A 22,192-nucleotide genomic window follows, 5' to 3' on the forward strand; every position below is an offset into this window, starting at 1 on the left:
CCGGGGGGGGGGGGGGGGGGGGGCGGGGGGGGGGGGGGGGGCGCCCGGGGGGCGGGGGCCGCGCCCCCCCCCCCCCCCGGGGGGGGGGGGGGCGGGGGGGGGGGCCCCCCCCCCCCACCGTGCTGGTGTCGCGGAGCCGCTCCGGTCAGAAGCGGCCGTCGTGCTCGTCGCGGCGGCGCTGCCAGCGCTGTTCCATCCGGTCCATCACGCCGGCCTTGCGGGCCGGCGGAGCCGTGCGGTACCCGGTGCCGGGGCCGACGACCGGATGGCGCCGCCAACCGGCGACCGCGAGGACCGCGCAACCCAGCATCACCAGGAAGCCCACGACACTCACCCAGATCAGCTGGGCGACCATGCCCCCCATCAGGAGGGCGACACCCGCAGTGAAGCCCGCGGCAGCTTGGTAGACCCGTCGGCGGGTGTAGGTGCGCAGGCCGGTTCCCTCGAGCGCCGTCGCGAACTTGGGATCTTCGGCGTACAGCGCTCGCTCCATCTGGTCGAGCAGTCGCTGCTCGTGCTCCGAGAGCGGCACGGAGTCCTCCTACTCGTCGGTCGCGGGGCGACCGGTCCGCCACCTGGCCTTGTCGTGGTCCATATGCCCCATGCGTCTGGCCGTCATGCGTGTCAGGCTTTACCCAGATCATACGGGCCCGGGACCCGGTCCGGAGTGGGCGGCGGATCGTCGTGTCCGCTCGATCCCCACCCGTTCCGCACCGATCCCGCACGCTGCCAAACGTGCCAGCACCCGGTTGAGTTTCCGGTTGATCGGAGTTGATCGGCACAGACCCCGGGTGGCGCTCAGGTCAGCGCGGCGAGCAGGTGCAGCTGGGTCGCGACGGCGTGGAAGGCGGGCTGCTGGGCGGCCGCCTCCTCCAGCCTGAGCAGCGCCTCCATCGCACCGGGCTCGGTGTCCACCAGCACGCCGGGCACCAGGTCGGCGAAGACCCGCACCCCGTGCACCGACTCGACCCGCAGGCCGGCCGCGACGGCCAGCCCGTCCAGCTCCTCGGCGGTGAAGCGGCGGGGCATCGGGTCGCCGGCGCCCCAGCGGCCGTCGGGGGCCGCCAGCACCGCCTGGGCCTCGTCGAAGTGGCCGGCCAGCGCCCGGGCCAGCACGGCACCGTTGCGGTTGGCCGCGAGCAGGCTGACCAGGCCGCCCTTGCGCAGGGTCGCGGTGAGGTGGCCGAGCGCCTCGGCCGGGTCGTCCACCATCTCCAGCACGCCGTGGCAGAGCACCGCGTCGACCGAGCAGGGGGTGATCACCTCGGGCAGCGTCTGGGTGTCGCCCTGGACCGCGCGGACCAGGTCGGTCACCCCGGCCTCGGCGGCCCGCCGCTCCAGCGCGAAGAGCGCGTCCGGGCTGGGGTCGACCACGGTGACCCGGTGGCCGAGCCGGGCCACCGGCACGGCGAAGTTGCCGGTGCCGCCGCCGGTGTCCAGGACGTCCAGCACCGGCTGGTCCAGCTCGGCGACCCGCCGCTCCAGGGCCGTGCGCACCACCTCCCAGACCACGGCGGTACGCAGGGCGCTGCGGGGACGCGTCGGGTACACGGTGAGCTCTCCTCCGAGACAGGGGCCGGACGGGACCAACCTTAGGCCCTCGCCACCCCTGGTCACGCTCGGTCAACCACCCCGGTTCCCGCGCCGTCGAGCCGCAGGATCCGCTCGACCAGCCGGACGAAGAGCGCGGTGTTCCGGACCAGGTCGTCGGCGTCCCGGGTGCTGGCAGCGCCCCGGATGCCGGCCTCGGCGGCTGCCCGTTTGGCCGCGCCGGCCGCGAAGTACCCGGCCCACTCGGCGAGTTCGGGCGCCACCTCGGGCAGCACGGACCAGGCGCTGCGAATCGCCCGGCGGCGCCGCGGATCCCGCTCGGGGCGGCCCCGGACGGCGAGCACGGCGGCGGTGGTGCGCAGCGCGGCGAGGTGCGCGGTGGCGTACCGCTCCAGCGGGTCCTCGGCGGCACCGGCCCGGACCAGGGTGCGCCGCGCCTGGGCCAGCAGGTCGCGGGCGGCGGGCGGCGCCCCGGCCCGGAGCAGCACCGGGTGGACGTCGACGGAACGCAGCGGGAGCTCTCCCGCTGCCTCCGGCTGGGAGGTGCCCCCATGGAGGTCGGTCACGGTCATGGTCTCCCCCGGTCCAACAGCGGGCGGCCGCGGACCGGTCGGTCCGCACTCCCATGCTGTCGCCCACCACTGACACTCCCCGGGGCGCCGAACGGTCAGCCGCCCAGCCGCTCCGGAGTCCGGGTCAGCCGGCCCGGGTGGTGGCCCGGGCGATCAGCGACCCGCCCTGCCGGAACGGGTCGTCGGCCCCCTCGCCGGCCGGCGGGATCGCGGGCTTCGGCACGGGGCGGGGTAGCGTGGCGGGCGGCGGCGGGTGACGGCCGCCGGACGGGGAGGACGTCGTGACCATCGTTCCGCTGATCTTCACCAGCGGGTGGGCCAGCGGGATCAACGCCTACGCCGTGGTGCTGATCCTCGGGCTGCTGGGCCGGTTCGGCGGGGCCGGGACGGTGCCGCCGGCTCTGGAACGCACCGACGTGCTGATCGCGGCGGCCGTGCTCTTCCTGTGCGAGGCGGTCGCGGACAAGGTCCCGTACCTGGACACCGTCTGGGACGCCGTGCACACCGTGATCCGGCCGGTCGCCGGCGCCGTGGTGGCCGCGCTGATCGCCTCGCGGCATCCCGGCTCGCTCGGCGAGCTGGCCGCCGGCGCGCTGGGCGGGACGACCGCGCTGGTCAGCCACCTGGTCAAGGCCTCGCTGCGGATGGCGGTGAACACCTCGCCGGAGCCGGCCAGCAACATCGCGCTCAGCGTCGCCGAGGACCTGACGGTGGCCGGGCTGGTCACGCTGGCGGTCTTCCACCCGTGGGTGGCGGGCTCCGTCGCGGCCGGGCTGCTGCTCCTCGGGCTGCTGCTGGTCCGGCTGGCGGTCGGCCGGATCCGTCGCTTCCTGGCCCGGCGCCGCGAGCGGCGGGCGCCGCGGGCCACCGCGGTCACCGCCTGAGCTGCGGGGACGGTCCCCTAGGATCAACAGCCATGGCACGGATCGTCATCATCGGAGCGGGGATCAGCGGGCTGGCGGCGGCGGCACGGCTGGCCACCATCGGCCACCGGGTGACGGTGTGCGAGGCCGCCGAGACCTACGGCGGGATGCTCGGGCAGTACCGCCGGGACGGCTTCGCCTTCGACACCGGACCGACCCTGCTGACCCTCCCCGCGGTCTACCGCGACCTCGCGCTGAAGACCGGCAAGGAGCCGCTGGAACAGCTGGTCGAACTCGCCCCGGTCGAGCCGGAGAGCCACCACCTGTTCGCCGACGGCTCGTCCGCGCGGCTCCCGAACGCCTCCCGCGGCGGGGTCGGGCAGGCGCTGGACACCGCGTTCGGGGCCGGCGCCGGCGCGCGCTGGGGAGCGGTGACGAACCGTGGCCGGTCGGTCTGGGAAGCCACCCGGCGCCCGCTGCTGGAGGAGCCGCTGCCCGCCGACCCCGGCCCGCTGCGCACCGACCCGTACCCGGCCCCGCCCCGGCGCGGGCTGGCCCGGCTGCGCGGCGGCGGCGCGCCGACCCTCGCCCGGGTCGCCGAGCGCGAACTCGACGGACACCCGGCGCTGACCGCGCTGCTGGAGGAGTACGCGCTCCGGTTCGGCTTCGACCCGCGCACCGTGCCGGCCGGCGCCACCGTGATCCCCTACATGGAGCAGTCCTTCGGGGTCTGGTACGTCCGAGGCGGGATGCGGGCGCTGGCCGAGGCGGTCTACCGGCGCTGCGAGCTGCGCGGGGTGGAGTTCCGGTTCGGCGAGCGGGTCGAGCGGCCGCCGACGGCCGACGCCGTGCTGCGGCCCGGCCCCGGCGACCCCGCACTGCCGGGCCGGGTCAGCGTGCTGCTCGCGCTGCGCGGCCCGCGCCCGGACGGCACCGCGCACCGGACGGTGGTGCACGCCGCCGACCGGGCCGACGAGCTGGACGCGCTGTTCGGCCGGACCGCCCGGCTCTGCGCGCGCCCGACCGTGCAGGTGCTGCGCCCGGACGATCCGACGCTGCGCCCCGACGACGCCCACGAGACGGCCACCCTCACGGTGACCGTGCCCTCGCGGGCCCGGTTCGACTGGAACGCGCCCGGCGTCGCCGACCGGTTCGCCGACGCGCTGCTGACGCACGTCGACGCGGCCGGGCTCGGGCTGCGCGAGCGGGTGCTCTGGCGGGTGGTGCGGACTCCGGCCGACACCGAGCGGGAGACCGGCTCCCCCGGCGGTGCCGTGCCGCGGCCCGCGCTGGCGGGGGCGGGCGGGGCGTTCCTGCTGCCCGGCAACGCCGCCCCGGGCGGCGGCTACCTGATCGGCGGCGCGGCGCACCCCGGCGGCGGGCTGGCCCGGGCGGGCATGTCGGCCTGCGTCACGGCCGGCCTGATCGGCCCGGCCTGACGCCGCGCCGTTACTGCGGCCAGCCCCCCGGCTGCGGCTGGTACTCGTGGCCGGGCTGCTGCGGGATGCCGCCGTACTGCTGCTGGTAGCCGGGCTGCTGGTAGTCGGAGGGCCAGGCGGCCTGCTGCTGGTAGCCCTGCTCGGGGTAGGGCTGCTGCTGGTAGCCCTGGCCGTACTCCTCCGGCTGGTAGCCGTAGCCCGGCTGCTGCTGCCAGGACGGATCGGCGAACTGGTAGCCCTGCTCGGGGTAGGGCTGGGGGGCGTACGGCACGCCGTACGGGTCGACCGGGTACTGCTGCTGCTCCGGGTACGCCGGATAGCCCTGCTCCGGGTAACCGGACCCGGCGTACGGGACCGCGCCGTACTGCGGGTAGCCGGCAGGCTGCTGCTGCTCGTACCCGACGGCCTGGTAGACGCCGTAGTCGTCCGGGCCCACCGGGCCGTCCAACCCGTCGCTCACCGCGTCCTGCGCGGACTCCGGCAGGAGCTCCTCGGCGGGCTCCTCGATCGGCCCGACCTCGCCGACCGGCGCGTCCGCCGCCACCGCCGCGGCGCCCGCCACCGCCGCGCCGCCGGTGAGCGCGCCCAGCAGCGGGACCCTGGCCAGTGGTCCGGGCAGTGAGCCGTCCGCCGCTCGCAGCGACCAGCCGGCCGGCTCGCCGCGCTTCACCGCGAGGGTCACCAGCACCTGGCCGGCCGCGAAGACCACCGCGCCGACCCCGATCAGCACCACCGAGCGGGTCGCCATCCCGGCCACCACCAGCAGGAACCCGCCGAGCGCGGCGCCCCGCCAGTGCAGCGGCGCACGGTTCTGCAACAGCAGCTCGGCGACCAGCCAGAGCGCGACCACCGCGAGGGCCGCGTACAACACCAGCATCCCGATGCCCATCAGCGACCTCCGCCACAGCCCGGCGCGCGGCACGCGCGCGTGCCGCGACTGTACCCGTTCGACCGCCGCCGCCCCACATCCGCGCCCGCCGCGGGGGATGCCCGGGGCCCGCCGGCTCAGCCGCGGTGCAGGCCCAGGTTCTGGTAGATCTGCAGGGTCGCGGTCGAGCCGTTGAGGGTGATGAAGTGCAGACCGGGCGCCCCCTCGGCGAGCAGCCGCTCGGACATCGAGGTCGCGTGTTCGATGCCGACCTCGCGCAGCGCCGCCGGGTCGTCCACCGCGGCCCGCAGCCGGGCCTCCAGCTCGGCCGGGAACGCCGAGCCGCTGAGCTGCGGGAACCGCTCCAGTTGCTTGGCGTTGGTGACCGGCATGATCTCCGGGATGATCGGCACCTCGCAGCCGGCCGCGGCGACCCGGTCGCGCAGCCGCAGGTAGTCCTCCACCTCGAAGAACATCTGGGTGATCGCGTAGTCGGCACCGGCCCGGACCTTGGCGACGAAGTGCCGGATGTCGTCGTCCCAGTTGAGCGAGCGCGGGTGCATCTGTGGGAAGGCGGCCACCCCGACGCAGAAGTCCCCGATGCCCCTGATCAGCTCCACCAGTTCGTACGCGTAGCCGACGCCCTGCGGGTGGCGCACCCACTCGCCCTGCGGGTCGCCGGGCGGGTCGCCGCGCACCGCGAGGACGTTCCGCACGCCCTGGTCGGCGTAGTGGCCGATGATGTTGCGCAGCTCGGCGATCGAGTGGTCCACCGCGGTGAGGTGGGCGACCGGGGTCAGTGTGGTCTCGGCGGCGATCCGGCCGACCATGTTGACGGTGCGGCCGCGTGAGGACCCGCCGGCGCCGTAGGTCATGCAGACGAAGTTCGGGTTGAGCGCCTCCAGCCGGCGGATGGCGTCCCAGAGCTTCTGCTCCGCGGCCTCGCTGCGTGGCGGCATGAACTCGAAGGAGTACGAGCGCTGGCCGGCCGCCAGCAGTTCGCGGACCGTGGAAGCGCGGTCGGTTCTGGTGGAAGAAACACCGAGTGCCATGTTCGCAGATTAGCGGCCGACGCTCGGCCGCGAACAAACCTTGTCCACCAACTGAGACACGACGTCCACAACCTGCGGCGCGGCCCACCCGGTGGATGGGACGCGACAGGGGTGGATCAGCCGCGCGAGTTCGAACGGAGCCCGGCTACCCTGAGGTCACCCCAGTGATTCCGGAGACACCCGTGACCTCGCCCAGCCCGACAGCCGTCCAGCCCCTCGACGTCGAGGCGGTCCGCGAGCGCGTCAACACCGCGCTGGCGGAGTTCATGGCCGGCCAGCACGCCCTGCTCGGCTCGATCTCGCCGGGCCTGCTGCCGGCCGCCGAGGCCCTGCGCGAGTTCCTGCTGGACGGCGGCAAGCGGCTGCGCCCGGCGTTCTGCTACTGGGGCTGGCGCGGCGCGGGCGGCGCGGCGGAGAGCACCGGCATCGCGCACGCGGCGGCCGCGCTGGAGCTGCTGCAGGCCAGCGCCCTGGTGCACGACGACCTGATGGACCGCAGCGACACCCGGCGCGGCCTGCCGTCCGTCCACCGCCGCTTCGAGGCCCTGCACCGGGACAGCGGCTGGCGCGGCGACCGCGAGCAGTTCGGGGCGGCCGCCGCGGTGCTGCTCGGCGACCTGCTGCTGATCTGGTGCGACGAGCTCTTCGTCCGCTGCGGGCTCGACCCGGCGGCGGTGCTGGCCGCCAAGCCGGTCTTCGACCTGATGCGCACCGAGGTGATGGCCGGTCAGTACCTGGACGTGCTGGAGCCGGTGGCCGGCGACTCCACCGACGCCGGGGCGCTGGACCGGGCGCAGACCGTGCTGCACTACAAGTCGGCGAAGTACACCATCGAGCGCCCGCTCCAGGTCGGCGCCCGGCTGGCGGGGGCCTCGGACCAGCTGATGGCGGCGTACTCGGCGTTCGGCCTGCCGCTCGGCGAGGCCTTCCAGCTCCGCGACGACCTGCTCGGGGTGTTCGGCGACCCGGCGGTGACCGGCAAGCCCGCCGGCGACGACCTGCGGGAGGGCAAGCGCACCCTGCTGGTCGCGCTGGCCATGCGCGGCCTGCCGCCGGCTCGGGCCAGGCGGCTGGACGAGCGGCTCGGCGCCCCCGGGCTGGGCGCGGCGGAGATCGCCGAGCTGAGCGAGCTGGTGGCCCGCAGCGGGGCGGCCGAGCGGGTCGAGGAGCGGATCGAGGCGCTGATGGCCCAGGCGCTGGCGGCCCTGGACGCGGCCCCGCTGGTGGACGACGCGGCCCGGACCACGCTGCTCGCGCTGGCCCGGGCCGCGACCGTCCGCCGTTACTGAGCCCTCAGCCGGGCCGCCAGCTCGGCGGCCGCCGCCCCCGGGTCCTCGGCCGCGGTGATCGCCCGGACCACCACCACCCGGCGGGCGCCGGCGGCCAACACCTGGTCCAGGTTGCCCAGGTCGATCCCGCCGATGGCGAACCACGGGCGGTCCGTCACCTGCCGGGCGGCGTACTCGACCAGACCGAGCCCGGGTGCGGGCCGGCCGGGCTTGGTCGGCGTCGGCCAGACCGGGCCGGTGCAGAAGTAGTCCACCCCCGGCTCGGCGACCGCCGCGGCCACCTCGGACTCGGCGTGGCAGGAGCGCCCGATCAGCACGTCCGGGCCGAGGATCGCCCGGGCGTGCGGCACCGGCAGGTCGTCCTGCCCGAGGTGCAGCACGTCGGGCCGGGCCGCGTGCGCCACGTCGGCCCGGTCGTTGACCGCGAAGAGCCTGCCGTGCCGCCGGGCGGCGTCCGCGAAGACCTCCAGGTACTCCAGCTCCTGCCGGGCCTCCAGGCCCTTGTCGCGGAGCTGGACGACGTCCACCCCGCCGGCCAGCACGGCGTCCAGGAACTCCGGCAGGTCGCCCTGCTCGCGCCGGGCGTCGGTGCACAGGTACAGCCGGGCGTCGGCCAGCCGGGCGCGCGGGTCCGTCATCAGAGCGCCATCGCCTGGGCGCGCCGCTTCACCTCGGTGCCGCGGTTCTCACGCAGCGCCTGGATCGGGCTGCCGGGCAGCGACGGGTCGTCGGTGAAGAGCCACTCCAGGATCTCCTCGTCGGAGAACCTGCCGTCGCGCAACACCGTCAGGGTGCCGGCCAGGTGCTTGACCAGCCCGCTGTCCTCGATGAAGGCGGCCGGGACCTGGAGCGAGCGGTTGGGGCCGCGGCGGACCGCGATCAGCCGGTGGTCCTTGACCATCTGGCGGACCTCGGTGACCTGGACACCCCATCGCTCGGAGATGTCCGGCAGGTAGAGCCAGTCCTGGACAAGGGATTCGATCTTGGATTCCATCTCACTCACGGCACCAGCCTGCCATCCCGGCGACCCCACGCGCACCAGCGGCCCGTCAGCTGACCTCACAGCGCGGACTTCAGCGGCACCTCGGGGTCGGCCGCGCGGTCCGGATCCAGCACCACGGCCCGCTCGATCAGCCGACGGCCCTGCGCCAGGTCGCGCGGCCGGTCCACGGCGAGCACCGCGACCAGCGCCCCCTCGCGCAGCCAGAGCACGCTCCACGCCGGGTCGGCCGGCGAGCCGCGCCAGAGCAGCCGGTCGGCGCCACCGTGCCGGCCGGCGTACTGGACCATCCGGCCGAACTGCTCGGACCAGAAGTACGGCACCGGGTCGTACGGCGCCTGCGCACCCAGCAGCGCGGCGCCGACCGCCCGGCCGGAGTGCAGCGCGTGGTCCCAGTGCTGGACGGAGATCCGCTCGCCGAACCGGGCCGAGGGGTAGCTGACGCAGTCGCCGGCCGCCCAGCCCCCCGGCAGGGAGGTGCGCAGCCGCTGGTCGGCCAGCACGGTGCCGGCCGGGTCCAGCTCCACCCCGGAGCCCGCCAGCCAGCCGGTGGCCGGCCGCGCGCCGACCCCGACCAGCACCTCGTCCGCGACCACCCGCTCGCCGTCCGCCAGCAGCACCGCGCCCGGCTCGACCGTCGCCACCCGGGCGCCCAGCCGCAGCTCCACCCCGGCGGCCCGGTACCACTCCCGCATCGGTGCGGTCAGCTCGGCCGGCAGCGCCCCCGGCAACGGCGCGTCGGCCGCCTCCAGCACGGTCACCGCGCAGCCCAGCTCCCGAGCCGCGGTGGCCGTCTCGGCCCCGATCCAGCCCGCGCCGACCAGCACCAGGTGCCGCCCGGGCCGCAGCTCCGCGCGCAGCGCGAGCGAGTCCGCCAGGGTCCGCAGCGTCCGCTCGCCGCTCGCGGCGGGCAGCCGCACCGGGTCCGCACCGGTGGCCAGCACCAGGTGGTCGTAGGCCAGCTCCCCCGCGTCGGTCTGCAGCAGGCCCGGCGCCAGGCCGGTGGCCCGACGGCCGGTCAGCAGCTCGACGCCGAGCCGCTGCCAGTCCAGTTCGTACACCGTGCTGTCGGTCTTGCCCAGCAGGACGTCCTTGGAGAGCGGCGGCCGGTCGTACGGCGCCCACGGTTCCGCCCCGACCAGCGTCAGCGAGCCCTGCCACCCCCCTTCGCGCAGCGCCAGGGCGCACTGCGCCCCCGCCAGCCCGGCGCCGACCACGACCACCCGATCCGTGCTCTTCAGCTCAGCCATTCGGCCACTCTAACGAGCACCGCAATACCGCCCTCCGTACGCACCCTCGGCCGCCCCGGAGGCCGGCGATAAGGTGGGGTGAGACATCACGGGAGCCCGGCGCACCGGGCTGAGAGGCGGGCTGCGGCGGCCCGCGACCGTCCGAACCTGATCCGGGTCATTCCGGCGAAGGGAGCATCCGCATCGTGGCACGCACATCCACCGACGTCCTGGTCGTCGGCGGCGGCATCATCGGCCTCGCGGTGGCCTGGCGCACCGCACAGCGCGGCCTCGCGGTGACCGTTCTCGACCCCACCCCCGGCGGCGGCGCGGCGCAGGTGGCGGCCGGCATGCTGGCACCGGTGACCGAGCTGCAGTACGGCGAGGAGCCGCTGCTGCGCCTGGGCATCGCGTCGAACCAGCGGTACGCCGCGTTCGCCGCCGAGCTGACCGGGGCCACCGGCCTGCCCACTGGCTACCGGGCCACCGGCACGTTGGCCGTCGCGCTGGACTCCGACGACCGGGCCGAGCTGCGCGAGCTGCACGGGTTCCACCAGCGGCTGGGCCTCGACTCGCAGTGGCTGACCGGCCGGGAGGCCCGCCGGCTGGAGCCGATGCTCTCCCCCGGGGTGAGCGGCGGCCTGCTCGTCACCGGCGACCACCAGGTGGACGGCCGCCGGCTGTGCGCCGCGCTGCTGGCCGGCTGCGAGCGGGCCGGGGTGCGGCTGCACCGGGACCGGGCGGCGGAGCTGCTGGTCACCGCGGGGCGGGCGGTCGGGGTGCGGCTGCCCGACGGCAGCGCGCTGACGGCCGGGCGGCTGGTGCTCGCCGCCGGCCCCTACAGCCACCGGCTGGCCGGCCTGCCGGAGGGGGTGCTGCCCGCGATCCGCCCGGTCAAGGGCCAGATCCTGCGGCTGCGGATCCCCGGCCCGTACGCGCCGTTCCTCTCCCGCAACGTCCGCGCGGTGGTCCGTGGCCAGCACCTGTACCTGGTACCGCGCGCGGACGGCGAGCTGGTGATCGGCGCGACCACCGAGGAGCAGGGCTACGACACCACGGTCACCGCGGGCGGCGTCTACGAGCTGCTGCGCGACGCGCACCAGCTGGTCCCGGGCGTCACCGAGCTGCCGCTCACCGAGACCGGCGCGGGCCTGCGCCCCGGCTCGCCGGACAACGCCCCGCTGCTCGGCCCGACCGCGCTGCCCGGGCTGGCCGCCGCCACCGGCCACTACCGCAACGGGGTGCTGCTCACCCCGGTCACCGCCGACCTGCTCGCCGCCTACCTGGCCGAGGGCACCGTCCCCGACCTCGCCGTCCCGTTCTCCCCGCTCCGCTTCACCCAGAGGGCCGCCGCATGAACCCGATCCAGCTGACCGTCAACGGCGAACCCCGCGAGGTCGCCCGGACCGCCACCCTGGCCGAGGTGGTGGCCACCCTGAGCACCGCGCACTCCGGGGTGGCCGCCGCGCTCAACGAGACCGTGGTCCCGCGCGGCTCGTGGGCCCGGACCCCGCTGGCCGCGGGCGACCGGGTGGAGATCCTCACCGCCGTGCAGGGGGGCTGAGCGGCATGGCCGACGACACCCTGACGATCGCCGGCACCACCTTCACCTCCCGCCTGATCATGGGCACCGGCGGCGCGCCCAGCCTGGACGTGCTGGAACAGGCGCTGCGGGTCTCCGGCACCGAGCTCACCACGGTGGCGATGCGCCGGGTGAAGGCGGACACCCAGGGCTCGGTGCTGGACGTGCTGTCCCGCAACGGGATCCGGGTGCTGCCCAACACCGCGGGCTGCTTCACCGCCGGCGAGGCGGTGCTGACCGCCCGGCTGGCCCGCGAGGCGCTCGGCACGAACTGGGTCAAGCTGGAGGTGATCGCCGACGAGCGGACCCTGCTGCCCGACCCGATCGAACTGCTGGACGCCGCCGAGACCCTGGTCGACGACGGCTTCACGGTGCTCCCCTACACCAACGACGACCCGGTGCTGGCCCGCAAGCTGGAGGACGTCGGCTGCGCCGCGATCATGCCGCTGGGCTCGCCGATCGGCTCCGGGCTCGGCATCCGCAACCCGCACAACTTCCAGCTGATCGTGGAGAGCGCCAACGTGCCGGTGGTCCTGGACGCCGGCGCGGGCACCGCCTCGGACGTGGCGCTGGCGATGGAACTGGGCTGCTCGGCGGTGATGCTGGCCTCCGCGGTGACCCGGGCTCAGGAGCCGGTGCTGATGGCCGACGCGATGCGCCGGGCCGCCGAGGCGGGCCGGCTGGCGTACCGGGCCGGCCGGATCCCGCGCCGCTTCCACGCCGAGGCCTCCTCGGCGATGGCCGGCCGGGCCGACCTCGACCACCGCGAGCGGCCCGCGTTCTGACGCCCCGACCACCGTCCCGCGCCCTTGGCCCAATGTCACGAGCGGGGCACAAGCGGGGCACAACGGCCCCGGACGCGGTGTCACCCGGGACACCCGCCGGGGTCACCCCCCTACACTCCTCTGGTGGACACGACGTTGAACGACCCCCTGCTGGGCACGCTGCTGGACGGCCGCTACCGGGTCGAGCAGCGCATCGCGGCGGGCGGCATGGCGACCGTCTACCGGGGCACCGACACCCGGCTCGACCGGGTGCTGGCGCTCAAGGTGATGAACCCGGGGCTGGCCGGGGACGCCGAGTTCACCGCGCGTTTCATCCGCGAGGCCAAGGCGGTCGCCCGGCTCTCGCACCCCAACGTGGTCAACGTCTTCGACCAGGGCGCCGACCAGGGCGTGGTCTTCCTCGCGATGGAGTACGTCCCCGGGCGCACCCTGCGCGACGTGCTGAGCGACCGCGGCGCGCTCTCCGTCCGGGCCGCGTTGGACGTGCTGGAGCCGGTGCTGGCCGCGCTCGGCGCCGCGCACCGGGCCGGGCTGGTGCACCGGGACGTCAAGCCGGAGAACGTGCTGATCAACGACGGCGGCATGGTCAAGGTCGCCGACTTCGGCCTGGTCCGACTGCTCTCCGGCACCGAGGCGACCGGTTCGAGCGCCACCACCCCGGGCGTGGTGCTGGGCACCGTCTCCTACCTGGCCCCCGAGCAGGTCCAGCCGGGCGCCGCGACCGACCAGCGGGTGGACGTCTACGCGGCCGGCATCATGCTGTACGAGCTGCTCACCGGCAGCAAGCCGTACGCCGGCGAGAACCCGATGCAGGTGATCTACCGTCACCTGCACGAGACCGTGCCGGCCCCCTCGCTGACCGTCCCGGGCCTGCCGCCGGAGCTGGACGCGATAGTCGCCGCCGCCACCGCCCGCGACCCGCAGGCCCGTCCGTGGGACGCGGTGGAGCTGCTGGCCGCCCTGCAACGGCTGCGGCGCAGCCTGACGCCGGCCCAGCTCGACGCCGAGCCACCCGCCTCCAGCCGGCCCACTCCGCGGTTCGCCACCAACGAGGCGACCTCGGTGATCCCCGCGCCGCCGCCCGAGCGGACCGCCGTGCTGGACCTGCCGGCGGACGCGACGATGCAGTTGCTCCGCCCGCGCCCGTACCACGAGCCCACGCCGGTCCGCCGGCCGATGCGGCCGGCCGGCAGGCGGCGGCTGATCTGGGGTTCGGTGCTGGCCACCGTGGTGGTCGCGGTCGCGGCGGTCAGCTACCTGCTCTCCGGCGCGGTCTACGCGACCATGCCGAGCGTGCTCGGCGAGACCCAGGCGCAGGCCGTCAGCACGCTGGCCGGGGCCGGGCTGCAGGGCCACTTCGTGCAGGCGTTCAGCGAGAACGTCCCGGCCGGGCAGGTGCTCAGCTCCGACCCCGGGGTCGGGGCACGGGCCCGGAAGAGCGATCCGGTGACGGTGACGCTCTCCAAGGGGCCCGAGCGGATCGCCGTGCCGGACGTCACCGGCAAGCCGCTGGCCCAGGCGCAGCAGTTGCTCGGCGCGGCCCGGCTGACCCCGGGGACGACCAGCCAGGCCTACAGCCCGACCGTGCCGACCGGCTCGGTGATCTCCACCAACCCGGCCGCCGGCCAGCAGCTGCCGGTGAACGCGCCGATCGCGCTGGTGGTCAGCCAGGGCCCGGCGCCGGTGGCGGTGCCGAGCGTGGTCGGCCAGCCGGTCGCGCAGGCGCAGTCGGCGCTGACCGGGGCGGGCTTCAAGGCGGCGCTGGGCGGCCAGGCCTACTCGGACACCGTCCCGTCCGGCTCGGTGACCGCGCAGGACGTCACCGGCACCGCCGTGCCCGGCTCGACGGTGACCCTGACGCTCTCCAAGGGCCCGCAGCCGGTGACCGTGCCGAACGTGACCGGGATGAGCGAGTCGGACGCCACCAAGGCGCTGGGCGCGGCCGGGTTCCAGGTGAAGAGCACCGGCTTCAACTTCCTGGGTCTGGGCAGCGTCTCCGGGCAGAGCCCGTCGGCCGGCCAGCAGGCGCCCAAGGGCAGCACGGTGACCATCAACTTCTAGGACTCAGCGCAGCGGCCCGTCGCCGGGCTCCTCCTGGTAGGAGTAGCGCTGCTCGGCCCACGGGTCGGCGAGGTTGTGGTAGCCGCGCTCCTCCCAGAAGCCGCGCCGGTCGGCCCGCATGTACTCCACCGCCCGCACCCACTTGGGGCCCTTCCAGGCGTACAGCTGCGGGACGACCAGCCGCACCGGGAAGCCGTGCTCGACGCTCAGCGGCTCGCCGTTGCGGTGGGTGGCGAAGACCGTGCGCGGGTCGGCGAAGTCGGCCAGCCGCAGGTTGGCGCTGTAGCCGTACTCGGCCCAGACCATCACATGGGTCACCCCGGGGGCCGGCGGGACCAGTTCCAGGACGGTCCTTCCGGCGACGCCGCTCCACTCGCTGCCGAGCATCGAGAAGCGGGTCACGCAGTGCAGGTCGGCCCGGACGGTGACACGCGGCAGGGTGTGGAAGCCCGCGTGGTCCCAGCTGTGCTTCTCCGCCGAGGCGGTCGCTCCGAACACCTGGAAGTCCCAGGTCAGCGGCTTGAACCGGGGTACCGGGCCGTAGTGCAGGACGGGCCAGCCGCGCTGCAGGCGCTGCCCGGGTGGGAGTCTCGGGTCAGACGGTTGCGGTGGTTCTTGTTCGGACTGACCCATGGCTCCATGGTGACAGACGGCGGACGAACACCGCCGCGCGCCCCTTTCCGTGGGTACGCGCCGGAACGCACGCCCCCAGCGGGACGCTTGGGCGGGACACTTGCTGGCAAAACGGATAATCCGCCACATATTCGGATGAGCGTGAGCTTACTGGAAATACCACCTCTGGCGATGCCACCATGCGTCCAGCCCGTTCCACTTGTGACTTGTGAGGCAGGAAGGCACACCATGCAGGGCGACCCCGAGGTCATCGAACTCCTCAACGAACAGCTCACCGCCGAGCTGACCGCGATCAACCAGTACTTCCTGCACGCCAAGATGCAGGAGAACTTCGGCTGGACCAAGCTCGCCAGGTACACCCGGCACGAGTCCTTCGACGAGATGAAGCACGCCGAGGTCCTCACCGACCGGATCCTCCTCCTCGAGGGCCTGCCCAACTACCAGCGGCTCTTCCACGTCCGGATCGGTCAGACGGCCAAGGAGATGTTCGAGGCGGACCGGCAGGTCGAGGTCGAGGCGATCGACCGGCTGCGCCGGGGCATCGTGGTGATGCGGGCCAAGAACGACGTCACCTCGGCCAACATCTTCGAGGACATCCTGGCCGACGAGGAACACCACATCGACTACCTCGACACCCAGCTGGAACTGGTGGAGAAGCTCGGCGAGGCGCGCTACCTGGCCCAGCAGATCGAGCAGCCGGAGACCTGAGCGGCGAGCCGCCGCGGCGCTACGCGGCCCGGCGCACCCGCTGCGGTCGGGCCGGCTCGGCGGCCTCCGGGTCGGCCAGGCCGAGCCGGGCGGCCAACCGGGCGGTCGGGCACGGCCGCGCCCCGTGTTCCCCCAGCAGCGCCTGGATCCGCCGCACGCAGGAGCCGCAGTCGGTGCCGGCCCGGCAGCCCTGCGCGATCGAGCGCGGCGAGTCGGCGCCGGCCTCGATGGCCTGCTTGACCTGGTCCTCGGTGACCGCATGGCACATGCACACGTACATCGCGGACTCTCCCGGGGTGGTGCGGTGGTGGGCGGGCGCGGACGGCACCGCGCCATTGAGCTAAGCCTTACCTTACCTGGCTCCCGGGGCACGAAGAAGCCCCTCCGGTCCTCGATTCGCCGAGGTCGGAGGGGCCTTCGTCACACTCGCGCCGGACCGCGCCGGTCCGCGCCGGGCTCAGTGGCCGCGGTACATCTCCGCCACCAGGAACGCCAGGTCCAGCGACTGGCTGCGGTTGAGCCGCGGGTCGCAGGCCGTCTCGTAGCGCTGGTGCAGGTCGTCGACCAGCACCTCGTCGCCGCCGCCGACGCACTCGGTGACGTCGTCGCCGGTCAGCTCCACGTGGATGCCGCCCGGGTGGGTGCCGAGCCCGCGGTGCACCTCGAAGAAGCCCTTGACCTCGTCGAGCACGTCGTCGAAGCGGCGGGTCTTGTGGCCGGTCTCGGCCTCGAAGGTGTTGCCGTGCATCGGGTCGCAGATCCACACCGGCTGGGCGCCGGAGGCGGTGACCTTCTCCACCAGGGCGGGCAGGTGCGTGCGGATCTTGCCCGCGCCCATCCGGGTGATGAAGGTGAGCCGGCCGGGCTCGCGCTCCGGGTCGAGCCGCTCGATCAGGGTGAGCGCCTCGTCCACCGTGGTGGTCGGACCGAGCTTGACGCCGATCGGGTTGCGGATCCGGGAGGCGAACTCGATGTGCGCGCCGTCCAGCTGGCGGGTGCGCTCCCCGATCCAGACCATGTGGCCGGAGACGTCGTACAGCTCGCCGGTGCGGGAGTCCACCCGGGTCAGCGCGGTCTCGTAGTCCAGCACCAGCGCCTCGTGCGAGGAGAAGAACTCGACGGTCTTGAACTCCTCCGGAGTGACCCCGCAGGCCTGCATGAAGCTCAGCGCGTTGTCGATCTCCTTGGCGAGCTGCTCGTAGCGCTGGCCGGCCGGGGAGTTGCGCACGAAGTCCTGGTTCCAGGCGTGCACCTGGCGCAGGTCGGCGTACCCACCGGTGGTGAAGGCGCGGACCAGGTTGAGCGTCGCGGCGGAGGCGTTGTACATCCGCTTCAGGCGCTCCGGGTCCGGGCGGCGGGCCTCGGGGGTGAACTCGAAGCCGTTCACCGAGTCGCCGCGGTAGACCGGCAGGGTCACACCGTCGCGGGTCTCGGTCGGCTTGGAGCGGGGCTTGGAGTACTGGCCGGCGATCCGGCCGACCTTGACCACCGGGACGGAGGCCGCGTACGTCAGCACCGCCGCCATCTGCAGCAGGGTCTTCAGCTTGTTGCGGATCTGCTCGGCGGAGACGCCGTCGAAGGCCTCGGCGCAGTCACCGCCCTGCAGCAGGAACGCCTCGCCACGCGCGACGGCCCCGAGCCGGGCGCGCAGCTGGTCGCACTCGCCCGCGAAGACGAGCGGCGGATACGAGGCGAGGTCCGCCAGAGCGGTGCGCAGCGCCTCAGGATCCGGCCATTCAGGCTGCTGCGCCGCGGGCAGGGACTGCCAGGAGTGGAGATTTGTCACGGTCACGATGCCAAGGCTACGGGGTGTGACAAGCGATTTGTGCCGGTTGCCCGATGGGTGAGACGTCCGGTGAACATTTTCCCCCGCGTCGCTCACCCGGGCGGACCATCGGCTACGCTCGCAGCCATGCACGCGCAGCACACCTCCTCCTGGTGGTGGGCCAGCCCTTCCGGCGGCCCACCGATCGCGCGTACCTAGACGACACGACGGCCGCCCCTCCGGGCGGCCGTCGGCGTTCCACCGGCAGGCGGCCCCCGGACCGGCATCCGCCCCCTGACCGCCCCTCCGGAAGGACGCCGCACGTGACCAGCCCCACCGCCACCGGACCCACCGCCGCCGGCCTGCTCGCCCGCCTGACCGCCCCGGACGCGCCCGCCTTCGCGCTGCTGCACCGGCGGGCCCCGCGGCTGGCCCCGGACACCGTCGAGCTGCTGATCGGCGAGGTCGGTCCGTACCGGCGACTGGCCGACCTGCCGGTCCCCACCGGCCGCCCCGCGGACGGCGCACCGCGGCACGACCTGCTCGCGCTGATCCCCTACCGGCAGATCCGTGAGCGCGGCTTCGCGGCGCACGACGACGGCACCCCGCTGCTCGGCCTCGCGGTGACCGAGCAGTACGCGCTGCCGCTGGCCGAGCTGGCCGCCGCGCTGCCGCGCCGGCCCGTCACGCTGCACGACGGCGGCTTCGACCTCGACGACGAGAGCTACGCCGGGATCGTCCGGCGGGTGATCCGGGACGAGATCGGCAACGGCGAGGGTGCCAACTTCGTCATCCGACGCGACTTCACCGCCACGCTGGCGGACTTCTCCACCGAGCTGGCGCTCACCCTGTTCGGCCGGCTGCTCGACCAGGAGCGCGGCGCCTACTGGACCTTCCTGGTGCACACCGGGGAGCGGGTGCTGGTCGGGGCGTCGCCCGAGGTGCACGTGCGGCAGAGCGGCGGGACGGTCGTGATGAACCCGATCTCCGGCACCTACCGCCACCCGGCCACCGGCGCCGACGTCGACTCGCTGCTCGACTTCCTGCACGACCGCAAGGAGCTGGAGGAGCTCACCATGGTGGTCGACGAGGAGCTCAAGATGATGTGCACCGTCGGCGACCTGGGCGGCCAGGTGCTCGGCCCGCGGCTCAAGGAGATGGCCCACCTCGCGCACACCGAGTACGAGCTGCGCGGACGCACCTCGCTGGACGTCCGCGAGGTGCTCCGGGAGACCATGTTCGCGGCGACCGTGACCGGCAGCCCGGTGCAGAACGCCACCCGGGTGATCCAGCGCTACGAGACCGGCGGGCGCGGCTACTACTCCGGTGCGCTCGCCCTGATCGGCCGCTCGGCCAGCGGAGCTCAGCAGCTGGACTCGCCGATCTGCATCCGCACCGCGGACATCGACCCGGCCACCGGGCGGCTGGTGGTCCGGGCCGGCGCCACCCTGGTCCGGCACTCCGACCCGGCGTCCGAGGTGGCCGAGACGCACGCCAAGGCGGCGGCGGTGCTGACCGCGATCGGGGCCCGGCCCGCCCCCGCCCGCCCGGCCGCCCACCGCGCCGTCCCCCGACTGGCCGACGACCACCGGGTGCAGGCCGCGCTGGACTCCCGCCGGGCCGGCCTGGCGCCGTTCTGGCTGCGGATGCAGCAGCCCGCCACCGTCTCCGAACCGGAGCCGACCCTGGTGGTGGACGGCGAGGACACCTTCACCGCGATGCTGGCCCACCTGCTGACCTCGCTCGGCCACCGGGTCGACGTGCTGCGCCACGACACCCCCGGGCTCGCCGGGCGGGTCGCCGCGCACCGCGGCCCGCTGGTGCTGGGCCCCGGCCCGGGCGACCCGGCGGACCCGGCCGACGCCAAGATGGCGCGGCTGCGGCCGATCGTCGCGGACGCGCTGGCGGCGGTCCAGGACGGCCGGCGCACCGCCCCGCTGCTCGCCGTCTGCCTCAGCCACCAGCTGCTGAGCTCCCGGCTCGGCCTGCCGCTGCGCCGCAAGGCGGTGCCGTACCAGGGCGCCCAGGAGCGGATCGACCTCTTCGGCGAGCCGCAGACGGTCGGCTTCTACAACACCTTCACCGCCCGCTGCTCCGACGCCGACGCGGCCCGGCTCGCCGCCGAGGGGATCGAGGTGGCCCGCGACCCGGGTACCGGGGACGTGCACGCACTGCGCGGACCGGGCTTCGCGAGCGTGCAGTTCCACCCCGAGTCGGTGCTCACCCGGGACGGCGTGGGCATCGTGGCGGGCCTGCTCCGTCCGAGCGTCACCGGCGCGGCCGCCCCACACTGACGGCGCGTCCGCCCGGATCGGCCGGCCGGGGGTCGGGCACACTGGGCGGCATGCGCTTCGGAATCCTCGGCACCGGCACGGTCGGCCAGACCCTCGGGAGCAAGCTGCTGACGCTGGGCCACGAGGTGACCCTCGGTTCCCGGAGTGCCAACAGCCAGGCGGGGACCGCCTGGGCGCAGGCCTCCGGCCCACGCGCCCGGGCGGGCAGCTTCGCCGAGGCCGCCGAGTTCGGCGAGCTGGTGGTCAACGCCACTCCGGGCACGGTCGCACCGGCCGCGCTGGCGGCGGCCGGTGCCGAGCGACTGAACGGCAAGGTCCTGCTGGACGTCTCCAACCCGCTGGTCTTCGCCCCCGACGGCTCGGTCACCCTCGACCCGGTGAACACCGACAGCATCGGCGAGCTGATCCAACGGACGTACCCGCGCGCCCGGGTGGTGAAGGCGCTGAACACGCTGGCCGCGCCGGTGATGGTGACCCCGGCCCGGGTGCCGGGGCGGCACCAGCTCTTCGTGGCGGGCGACGACCAGCCGGCCAAGCAGCAGGTCACGGAGCTGCTGGTCTCGTTCGGCTGGCCGGCCGAGGACATCCTCGACCTCGGCGGCATCCAGTCCGCCCGGGGGATGGAGATGCTGATGCCGTTCTGGCTGAACCTGATGCGCCACTACGGGCACACCGACTTCAACTACGGCTTGCAGGTGGCCGGTTAGGCCTTGTTCTCGTTCTCCTGCTCGGCCTTCTCGGCCTTCTCGGCCTTCTCCTGCTCCTGCTGGGCCTTGAGCGCCGCCTTCTGCTCGGCGCGCTGCTCGGCCTGGACGGCCCGGCGCTCGGCGTCGGCCCGCTTCTTCTCCTCGGCGATCTGCCGCTTGGCCGCCGTGGCGTAGATGTCCACGTACTCCTGGCCGGAGAGCCGCATGATCTCGTACATCACCTCGTCGGTGACCGAGCGCAGGATGAAGCGGTCGTTCTCCATGCCCTGGTAGCGGGAGAAGTCCAGCGGGCGGCCGATCCGGATCCCCGGCCGGATCCCGAAGTTGGGGATCACCTGACCGGGCGGCTGCACCTTCTCGGTGTCGATCATCGCGACCGGGATCACCGGGGCGCCGGTGGCCAGCGCGACCCGAGCCAGGCCGCCGACCTTGCCGCGGTACAGCTTGCCGTCGGGCGAGCGGGTGCCCTCGGGGTAGACGCCGAACAGCTCGCCCCGGTCGATCACCGCGACCGCGCTGCGGATCGCCGCCTCGCCCGCGCCGCGCACGCCGGAACGGTCCACCGGCAACTGGCCGACGCCCTTGAAGAACGCGGCGGTCAGCTTCCCCTTGAGACCCGGGGTGTTGAAGTACTCCGCCTTCGCGATGAAGGTGACCCGGCGCTTCATCAGCGCGGGCAGGAAGAACGAGTCCGAGAAGGAGAGGTGGTTGCTCGCGATGATCGCGGGCCCCTCGTCCGGGATGTTCTCCGCACCCTCCATCCACGGCCGGAAGAAGATGCGCAGCAGCGGTGCGACGATCATCTTCATCAGTCGGTAGAACAACCCGGGCCTCCTGTATTGCGGACCGGTCGATCCTAATGCCCCGGCGGCCCCCCGGTGCACCGGCGGGGTGTACGAGCCGGGCGGGGCGTGGGACGATGCCGCTCCCGGGCCACCGGTGCCGCACGGCCGGCGCCCGGGTCCGTCGCGGGCCCCGGCGCCCGCACCGAGCCCCGAGGAGCCCGCATGCCGCTGCTGCCCGGCGCCGAACCGTACCACCGTCGCGGCGGCCCGGTCGGCGTACTGCTCTGCCACGGCTTCACCGGCGCCCCGCAGGCGCTGCGCCCGTGGGCCGAGCACCTGGCCGACGCGGGGCTGACCGTCTCGGTGCCACTGCTGCCCGGCCACGGCACCCGCTGGCAGGACCTCCGGGTGACCCGGTGGGAGGACTGGTACGCCGAGCTCTCGCGGGAACTGCTGCTGCTCACCGAGGAGTGCGAACGGGTCTTCGTGGCCGGGCTGTCGATGGGCGGCGGGCTGGCGCTGCGGCTGGCCGCCGAGCACGGCGACCGGATCGCCGGCGTCGTCGTGGTCAACCCCTCGGTGCGCTCGGACAATCCGGCGAGCGTGCTGCTGCCCGTGCTGCGCCACCTGATCCCCAGCCGACCCGGCGTGGTCGGCGACATCGCCCGCCCGGACGCGGTGGAGATCGGCTACGACCGGTACCCGCTGAACGCAGCCTGGTCGCTGGCCCGCCTCTGGCGCGAGATCCAGCGCGCGCTGCCGCGGGTGGACCAGCCGCTCCTGCTGCTGCGCAGCCCGCGGGACCACGTGGTATCACCGGCGAACTCCGCCCTGGTGCTCGCCCGGATATCCTCGATCGACGTGACGGAGCGGCTGTGCGAACGCAGCTTCCACGTCGCGACCCTGGACCACGACGCCGAGCTGATCTTCGAGGAGACCCTCGAGTTCGTGCGGCGGCTGGCCCCGGACGCGAAGGCCGACGACCACCAGGGCTGAAGGGCCGGCAGTG

23 protein-coding genes and 1 riboswitch are annotated in these 22,192 nt (G+C 74.4%); of the genes, 11 read left to right on the forward strand and 12 right to left on the reverse strand.

The window, feature by feature from the left end; genetic code table 11:
* Positions 1–145 precede the first annotated feature (145 nt).
* From ACIGXM_RS17265 to ACIGXM_RS17275, 3 genes are all read right to left on the reverse strand, one after another.
* The gene (locus ACIGXM_RS17265; protein ID WP_396561616.1) at positions 146–532 is read right to left on the reverse strand and encodes a DUF3040 domain-containing protein; all 387 of its coding nucleotides are present in this window, start codon (positions 530–532) and stop codon (positions 146–148) included.
* A gap of 266 nt (positions 533–798) precedes the next feature.
* Entirely contained in the window at positions 799–1,551 is a 753-nt protein-coding gene (locus ACIGXM_RS17270; protein ID WP_396561618.1) for a methyltransferase, read from the reverse strand.
* 62 nt (positions 1,552–1,613) lie between these two features.
* Positions 1,614–2,123, reverse strand: a complete 510-nt coding sequence (locus ACIGXM_RS17275) for an SAV_6107 family HEPN domain-containing protein (RefSeq protein ID WP_396561620.1) — start codon at positions 2,121–2,123, stop codon at positions 1,614–1,616.
* Positions 2,124–2,404: 281 nt separating this feature from the next.
* On the opposite strand from ACIGXM_RS17275, the gene ACIGXM_RS17280 reads away from it, so the two are divergent.
* Together ACIGXM_RS17280 and ACIGXM_RS17285 are read left to right on the forward strand one after the other, a co-directional pair.
* A complete protein-coding gene (locus ACIGXM_RS17280; protein ID WP_396561622.1) occupies positions 2,405–3,007 on the forward strand; it encodes a DUF4126 domain-containing protein in 603 nt (200 codons plus the stop codon).
* A gap of 32 nt (positions 3,008–3,039) precedes the next feature.
* Positions 3,040–4,425 carry a phytoene desaturase family protein gene (locus ACIGXM_RS17285; protein WP_396561623.1) on the forward strand — a complete coding sequence of 462 codons (1,386 nt, stop codon included), beginning with the start codon at positions 3,040–3,042 and terminating at the stop codon, positions 4,423–4,425.
* A 10-nt stretch (positions 4,426–4,435) separates the two neighbouring features.
* Here ACIGXM_RS17285 and ACIGXM_RS17290 read toward each other — a convergent pair whose 3' ends face one another.
* Positions 4,436–5,314, reverse strand: a complete 879-nt coding sequence (locus tag ACIGXM_RS17290) for a hypothetical protein (protein ID WP_396561625.1) — start codon at positions 5,312–5,314, stop codon at positions 4,436–4,438.
* A 116-nt stretch (positions 5,315–5,430) separates the two neighbouring features.
* Entirely contained in the window at positions 5,431–6,345 is a 915-nt protein-coding gene (gene metF, locus ACIGXM_RS17295; RefSeq protein WP_396561627.1) for a methylenetetrahydrofolate reductase [NAD(P)H], read from the reverse strand.
* A gap of 182 nt (positions 6,346–6,527) precedes the next feature.
* Between metF and ACIGXM_RS17300 the strand changes: the two genes are divergently transcribed.
* Positions 6,528–7,634, forward strand: a complete 1,107-nt coding sequence (locus ACIGXM_RS17300; RefSeq protein WP_396561629.1) for a polyprenyl synthetase family protein — start codon at positions 6,528–6,530, stop codon at positions 7,632–7,634.
* On the opposite strand, the gene thiE is transcribed toward ACIGXM_RS17300, so the two are convergent.
* The 3 genes from thiE to ACIGXM_RS17315 form a co-directional block, all read right to left on the reverse strand.
* Positions 7,628–8,272, reverse strand: coding sequence for a thiamine phosphate synthase (gene thiE, locus ACIGXM_RS17305; protein WP_396561631.1), 645 nt, complete (start codon positions 8,270–8,272; stop codon positions 7,628–7,630). The two genes, ACIGXM_RS17300 and thiE, sit on opposite strands and share 7 nt — an antisense overlap.
* Positions 8,272–8,628 (reverse strand): Rv2175c family DNA-binding protein, encoded by a 357-nt coding sequence (locus tag ACIGXM_RS17310; protein ID WP_396561961.1) that lies wholly within the window; start codon positions 8,626–8,628, stop codon positions 8,272–8,274. Before ACIGXM_RS17310 ends, thiE begins: the two co-directional genes overlap by 1 nt.
* A gap of 65 nt (positions 8,629–8,693) precedes the next feature.
* Complete coding sequence (locus tag ACIGXM_RS17315; protein ID WP_396561633.1) at positions 8,694–9,884, reverse strand: NAD(P)/FAD-dependent oxidoreductase; 1,191 nt, start codon at positions 9,882–9,884, stop codon at positions 8,694–8,696.
* Positions 9,885–9,962: 78 nt separating this feature from the next.
* Positions 9,963–10,076: riboswitch (TPP riboswitch) on the forward strand.
* On the opposite strand from ACIGXM_RS17315, the gene thiO reads away from it, so the two are divergent.
* The 4 genes from thiO to pknB all read left to right on the forward strand — a co-directional run bounded on the left by thiO (position 10,070) and on the right by pknB (position 14,291).
* Complete coding sequence (thiO, locus tag ACIGXM_RS17320) at positions 10,070–11,221, forward strand: glycine oxidase ThiO (protein ID WP_396561635.1); 1,152 nt, start codon at positions 10,070–10,072, stop codon at positions 11,219–11,221. (Overlaps the previous riboswitch by 7 nt.)
* Positions 11,218–11,427, forward strand: a complete 210-nt coding sequence (gene thiS, locus ACIGXM_RS17325) for a sulfur carrier protein ThiS (protein WP_396561637.1) — start codon at positions 11,218–11,220, stop codon at positions 11,425–11,427. Before thiO ends, thiS begins: the two co-directional genes overlap by 4 nt.
* A 5-nt stretch (positions 11,428–11,432) precedes the next feature.
* Positions 11,433–12,230 (forward strand): thiazole synthase, encoded by a 798-nt coding sequence (locus tag ACIGXM_RS17330; RefSeq protein WP_396561639.1) that lies wholly within the window; start codon positions 11,433–11,435, stop codon positions 12,228–12,230.
* A gap of 123 nt (positions 12,231–12,353) precedes the next feature.
* Positions 12,354–14,291, forward strand: coding sequence for a Stk1 family PASTA domain-containing Ser/Thr kinase (gene pknB / locus ACIGXM_RS17335; protein WP_396561641.1), 1,938 nt, complete (start codon positions 12,354–12,356; stop codon positions 14,289–14,291).
* A gap of 3 nt (positions 14,292–14,294) precedes the next feature.
* Here the strand turns inward: pknB and ACIGXM_RS17340 are convergent, their stop codons facing one another.
* The gene (locus tag ACIGXM_RS17340) at positions 14,295–14,924 is read right to left on the reverse strand and encodes a sulfite oxidase-like oxidoreductase (RefSeq protein WP_396561643.1); all 630 of its coding nucleotides are present in this window, start codon (positions 14,922–14,924) and stop codon (positions 14,295–14,297) included.
* Positions 14,925–15,152: 228 nt separating this feature from the next.
* Between ACIGXM_RS17340 and bfr the strand changes: the two genes are divergently transcribed.
* Entirely contained in the window at positions 15,153–15,632 is a 480-nt protein-coding gene (bfr, locus tag ACIGXM_RS17345) for a bacterioferritin (protein WP_396561645.1), read from the forward strand.
* A gap of 19 nt (positions 15,633–15,651) precedes the next feature.
* Here the strand turns inward: bfr and ACIGXM_RS17350 are convergent, their stop codons facing one another.
* Together ACIGXM_RS17350 and ACIGXM_RS17355 are read right to left on the reverse strand one after the other, a co-directional pair.
* Entirely contained in the window at positions 15,652–15,960 is a 309-nt protein-coding gene (locus tag ACIGXM_RS17350; RefSeq protein ID WP_396561647.1) for a bacterioferritin-associated ferredoxin, read from the reverse strand.
* A 129-nt stretch (positions 15,961–16,089) separates the two neighbouring features.
* Positions 16,090–17,424, reverse strand: a complete 1,335-nt coding sequence (locus ACIGXM_RS17355; protein WP_396561649.1) for a class II 3-deoxy-7-phosphoheptulonate synthase — start codon at positions 17,422–17,424, stop codon at positions 16,090–16,092.
* Between the two features lie 296 nt (positions 17,425–17,720).
* On the opposite strand from ACIGXM_RS17355, the gene ACIGXM_RS17360 reads away from it, so the two are divergent.
* Together ACIGXM_RS17360 and ACIGXM_RS17365 are read left to right on the forward strand one after the other, a co-directional pair.
* Positions 17,721–19,691, forward strand: a complete 1,971-nt coding sequence (locus ACIGXM_RS17360; protein WP_396561651.1) for an anthranilate synthase family protein — start codon at positions 17,721–17,723, stop codon at positions 19,689–19,691.
* Positions 19,692–19,741: 50 nt separating this feature from the next.
* Positions 19,742–20,398 carry an NADPH-dependent F420 reductase gene (locus tag ACIGXM_RS17365; RefSeq protein ID WP_396561653.1) on the forward strand — a complete coding sequence of 219 codons (657 nt, stop codon included), beginning with the start codon at positions 19,742–19,744 and terminating at the stop codon, positions 20,396–20,398.
* On the opposite strand, the gene ACIGXM_RS17370 is transcribed toward ACIGXM_RS17365, so the two are convergent.
* On the reverse strand, positions 20,395–21,207 hold the full coding sequence (locus ACIGXM_RS17370) for a lysophospholipid acyltransferase family protein (protein WP_396561963.1): 813 nt from the start codon (positions 21,205–21,207) through the stop codon (positions 20,395–20,397). The two genes, ACIGXM_RS17365 and ACIGXM_RS17370, sit on opposite strands and share 4 nt — an antisense overlap.
* Positions 21,208–21,405: 198 nt before the next feature.
* Between ACIGXM_RS17370 and ACIGXM_RS17375 the strand changes: the two genes are divergently transcribed.
* Positions 21,406–22,179: an alpha/beta hydrolase gene (locus ACIGXM_RS17375; protein ID WP_396561655.1), complete on the forward strand. Its 774-nt coding sequence runs from the start codon at positions 21,406–21,408 to the stop codon at positions 22,177–22,179.
* Positions 22,180–22,192 lie beyond the last annotated feature (13 nt).

The sequence above is a fragment of the Kitasatospora sp. NPDC052896 genome (genome assembly GCF_044547075.1).
Classification (GTDB): domain Bacteria; phylum Actinomycetota; class Actinomycetes; order Streptomycetales; family Streptomycetaceae; genus Kitasatospora.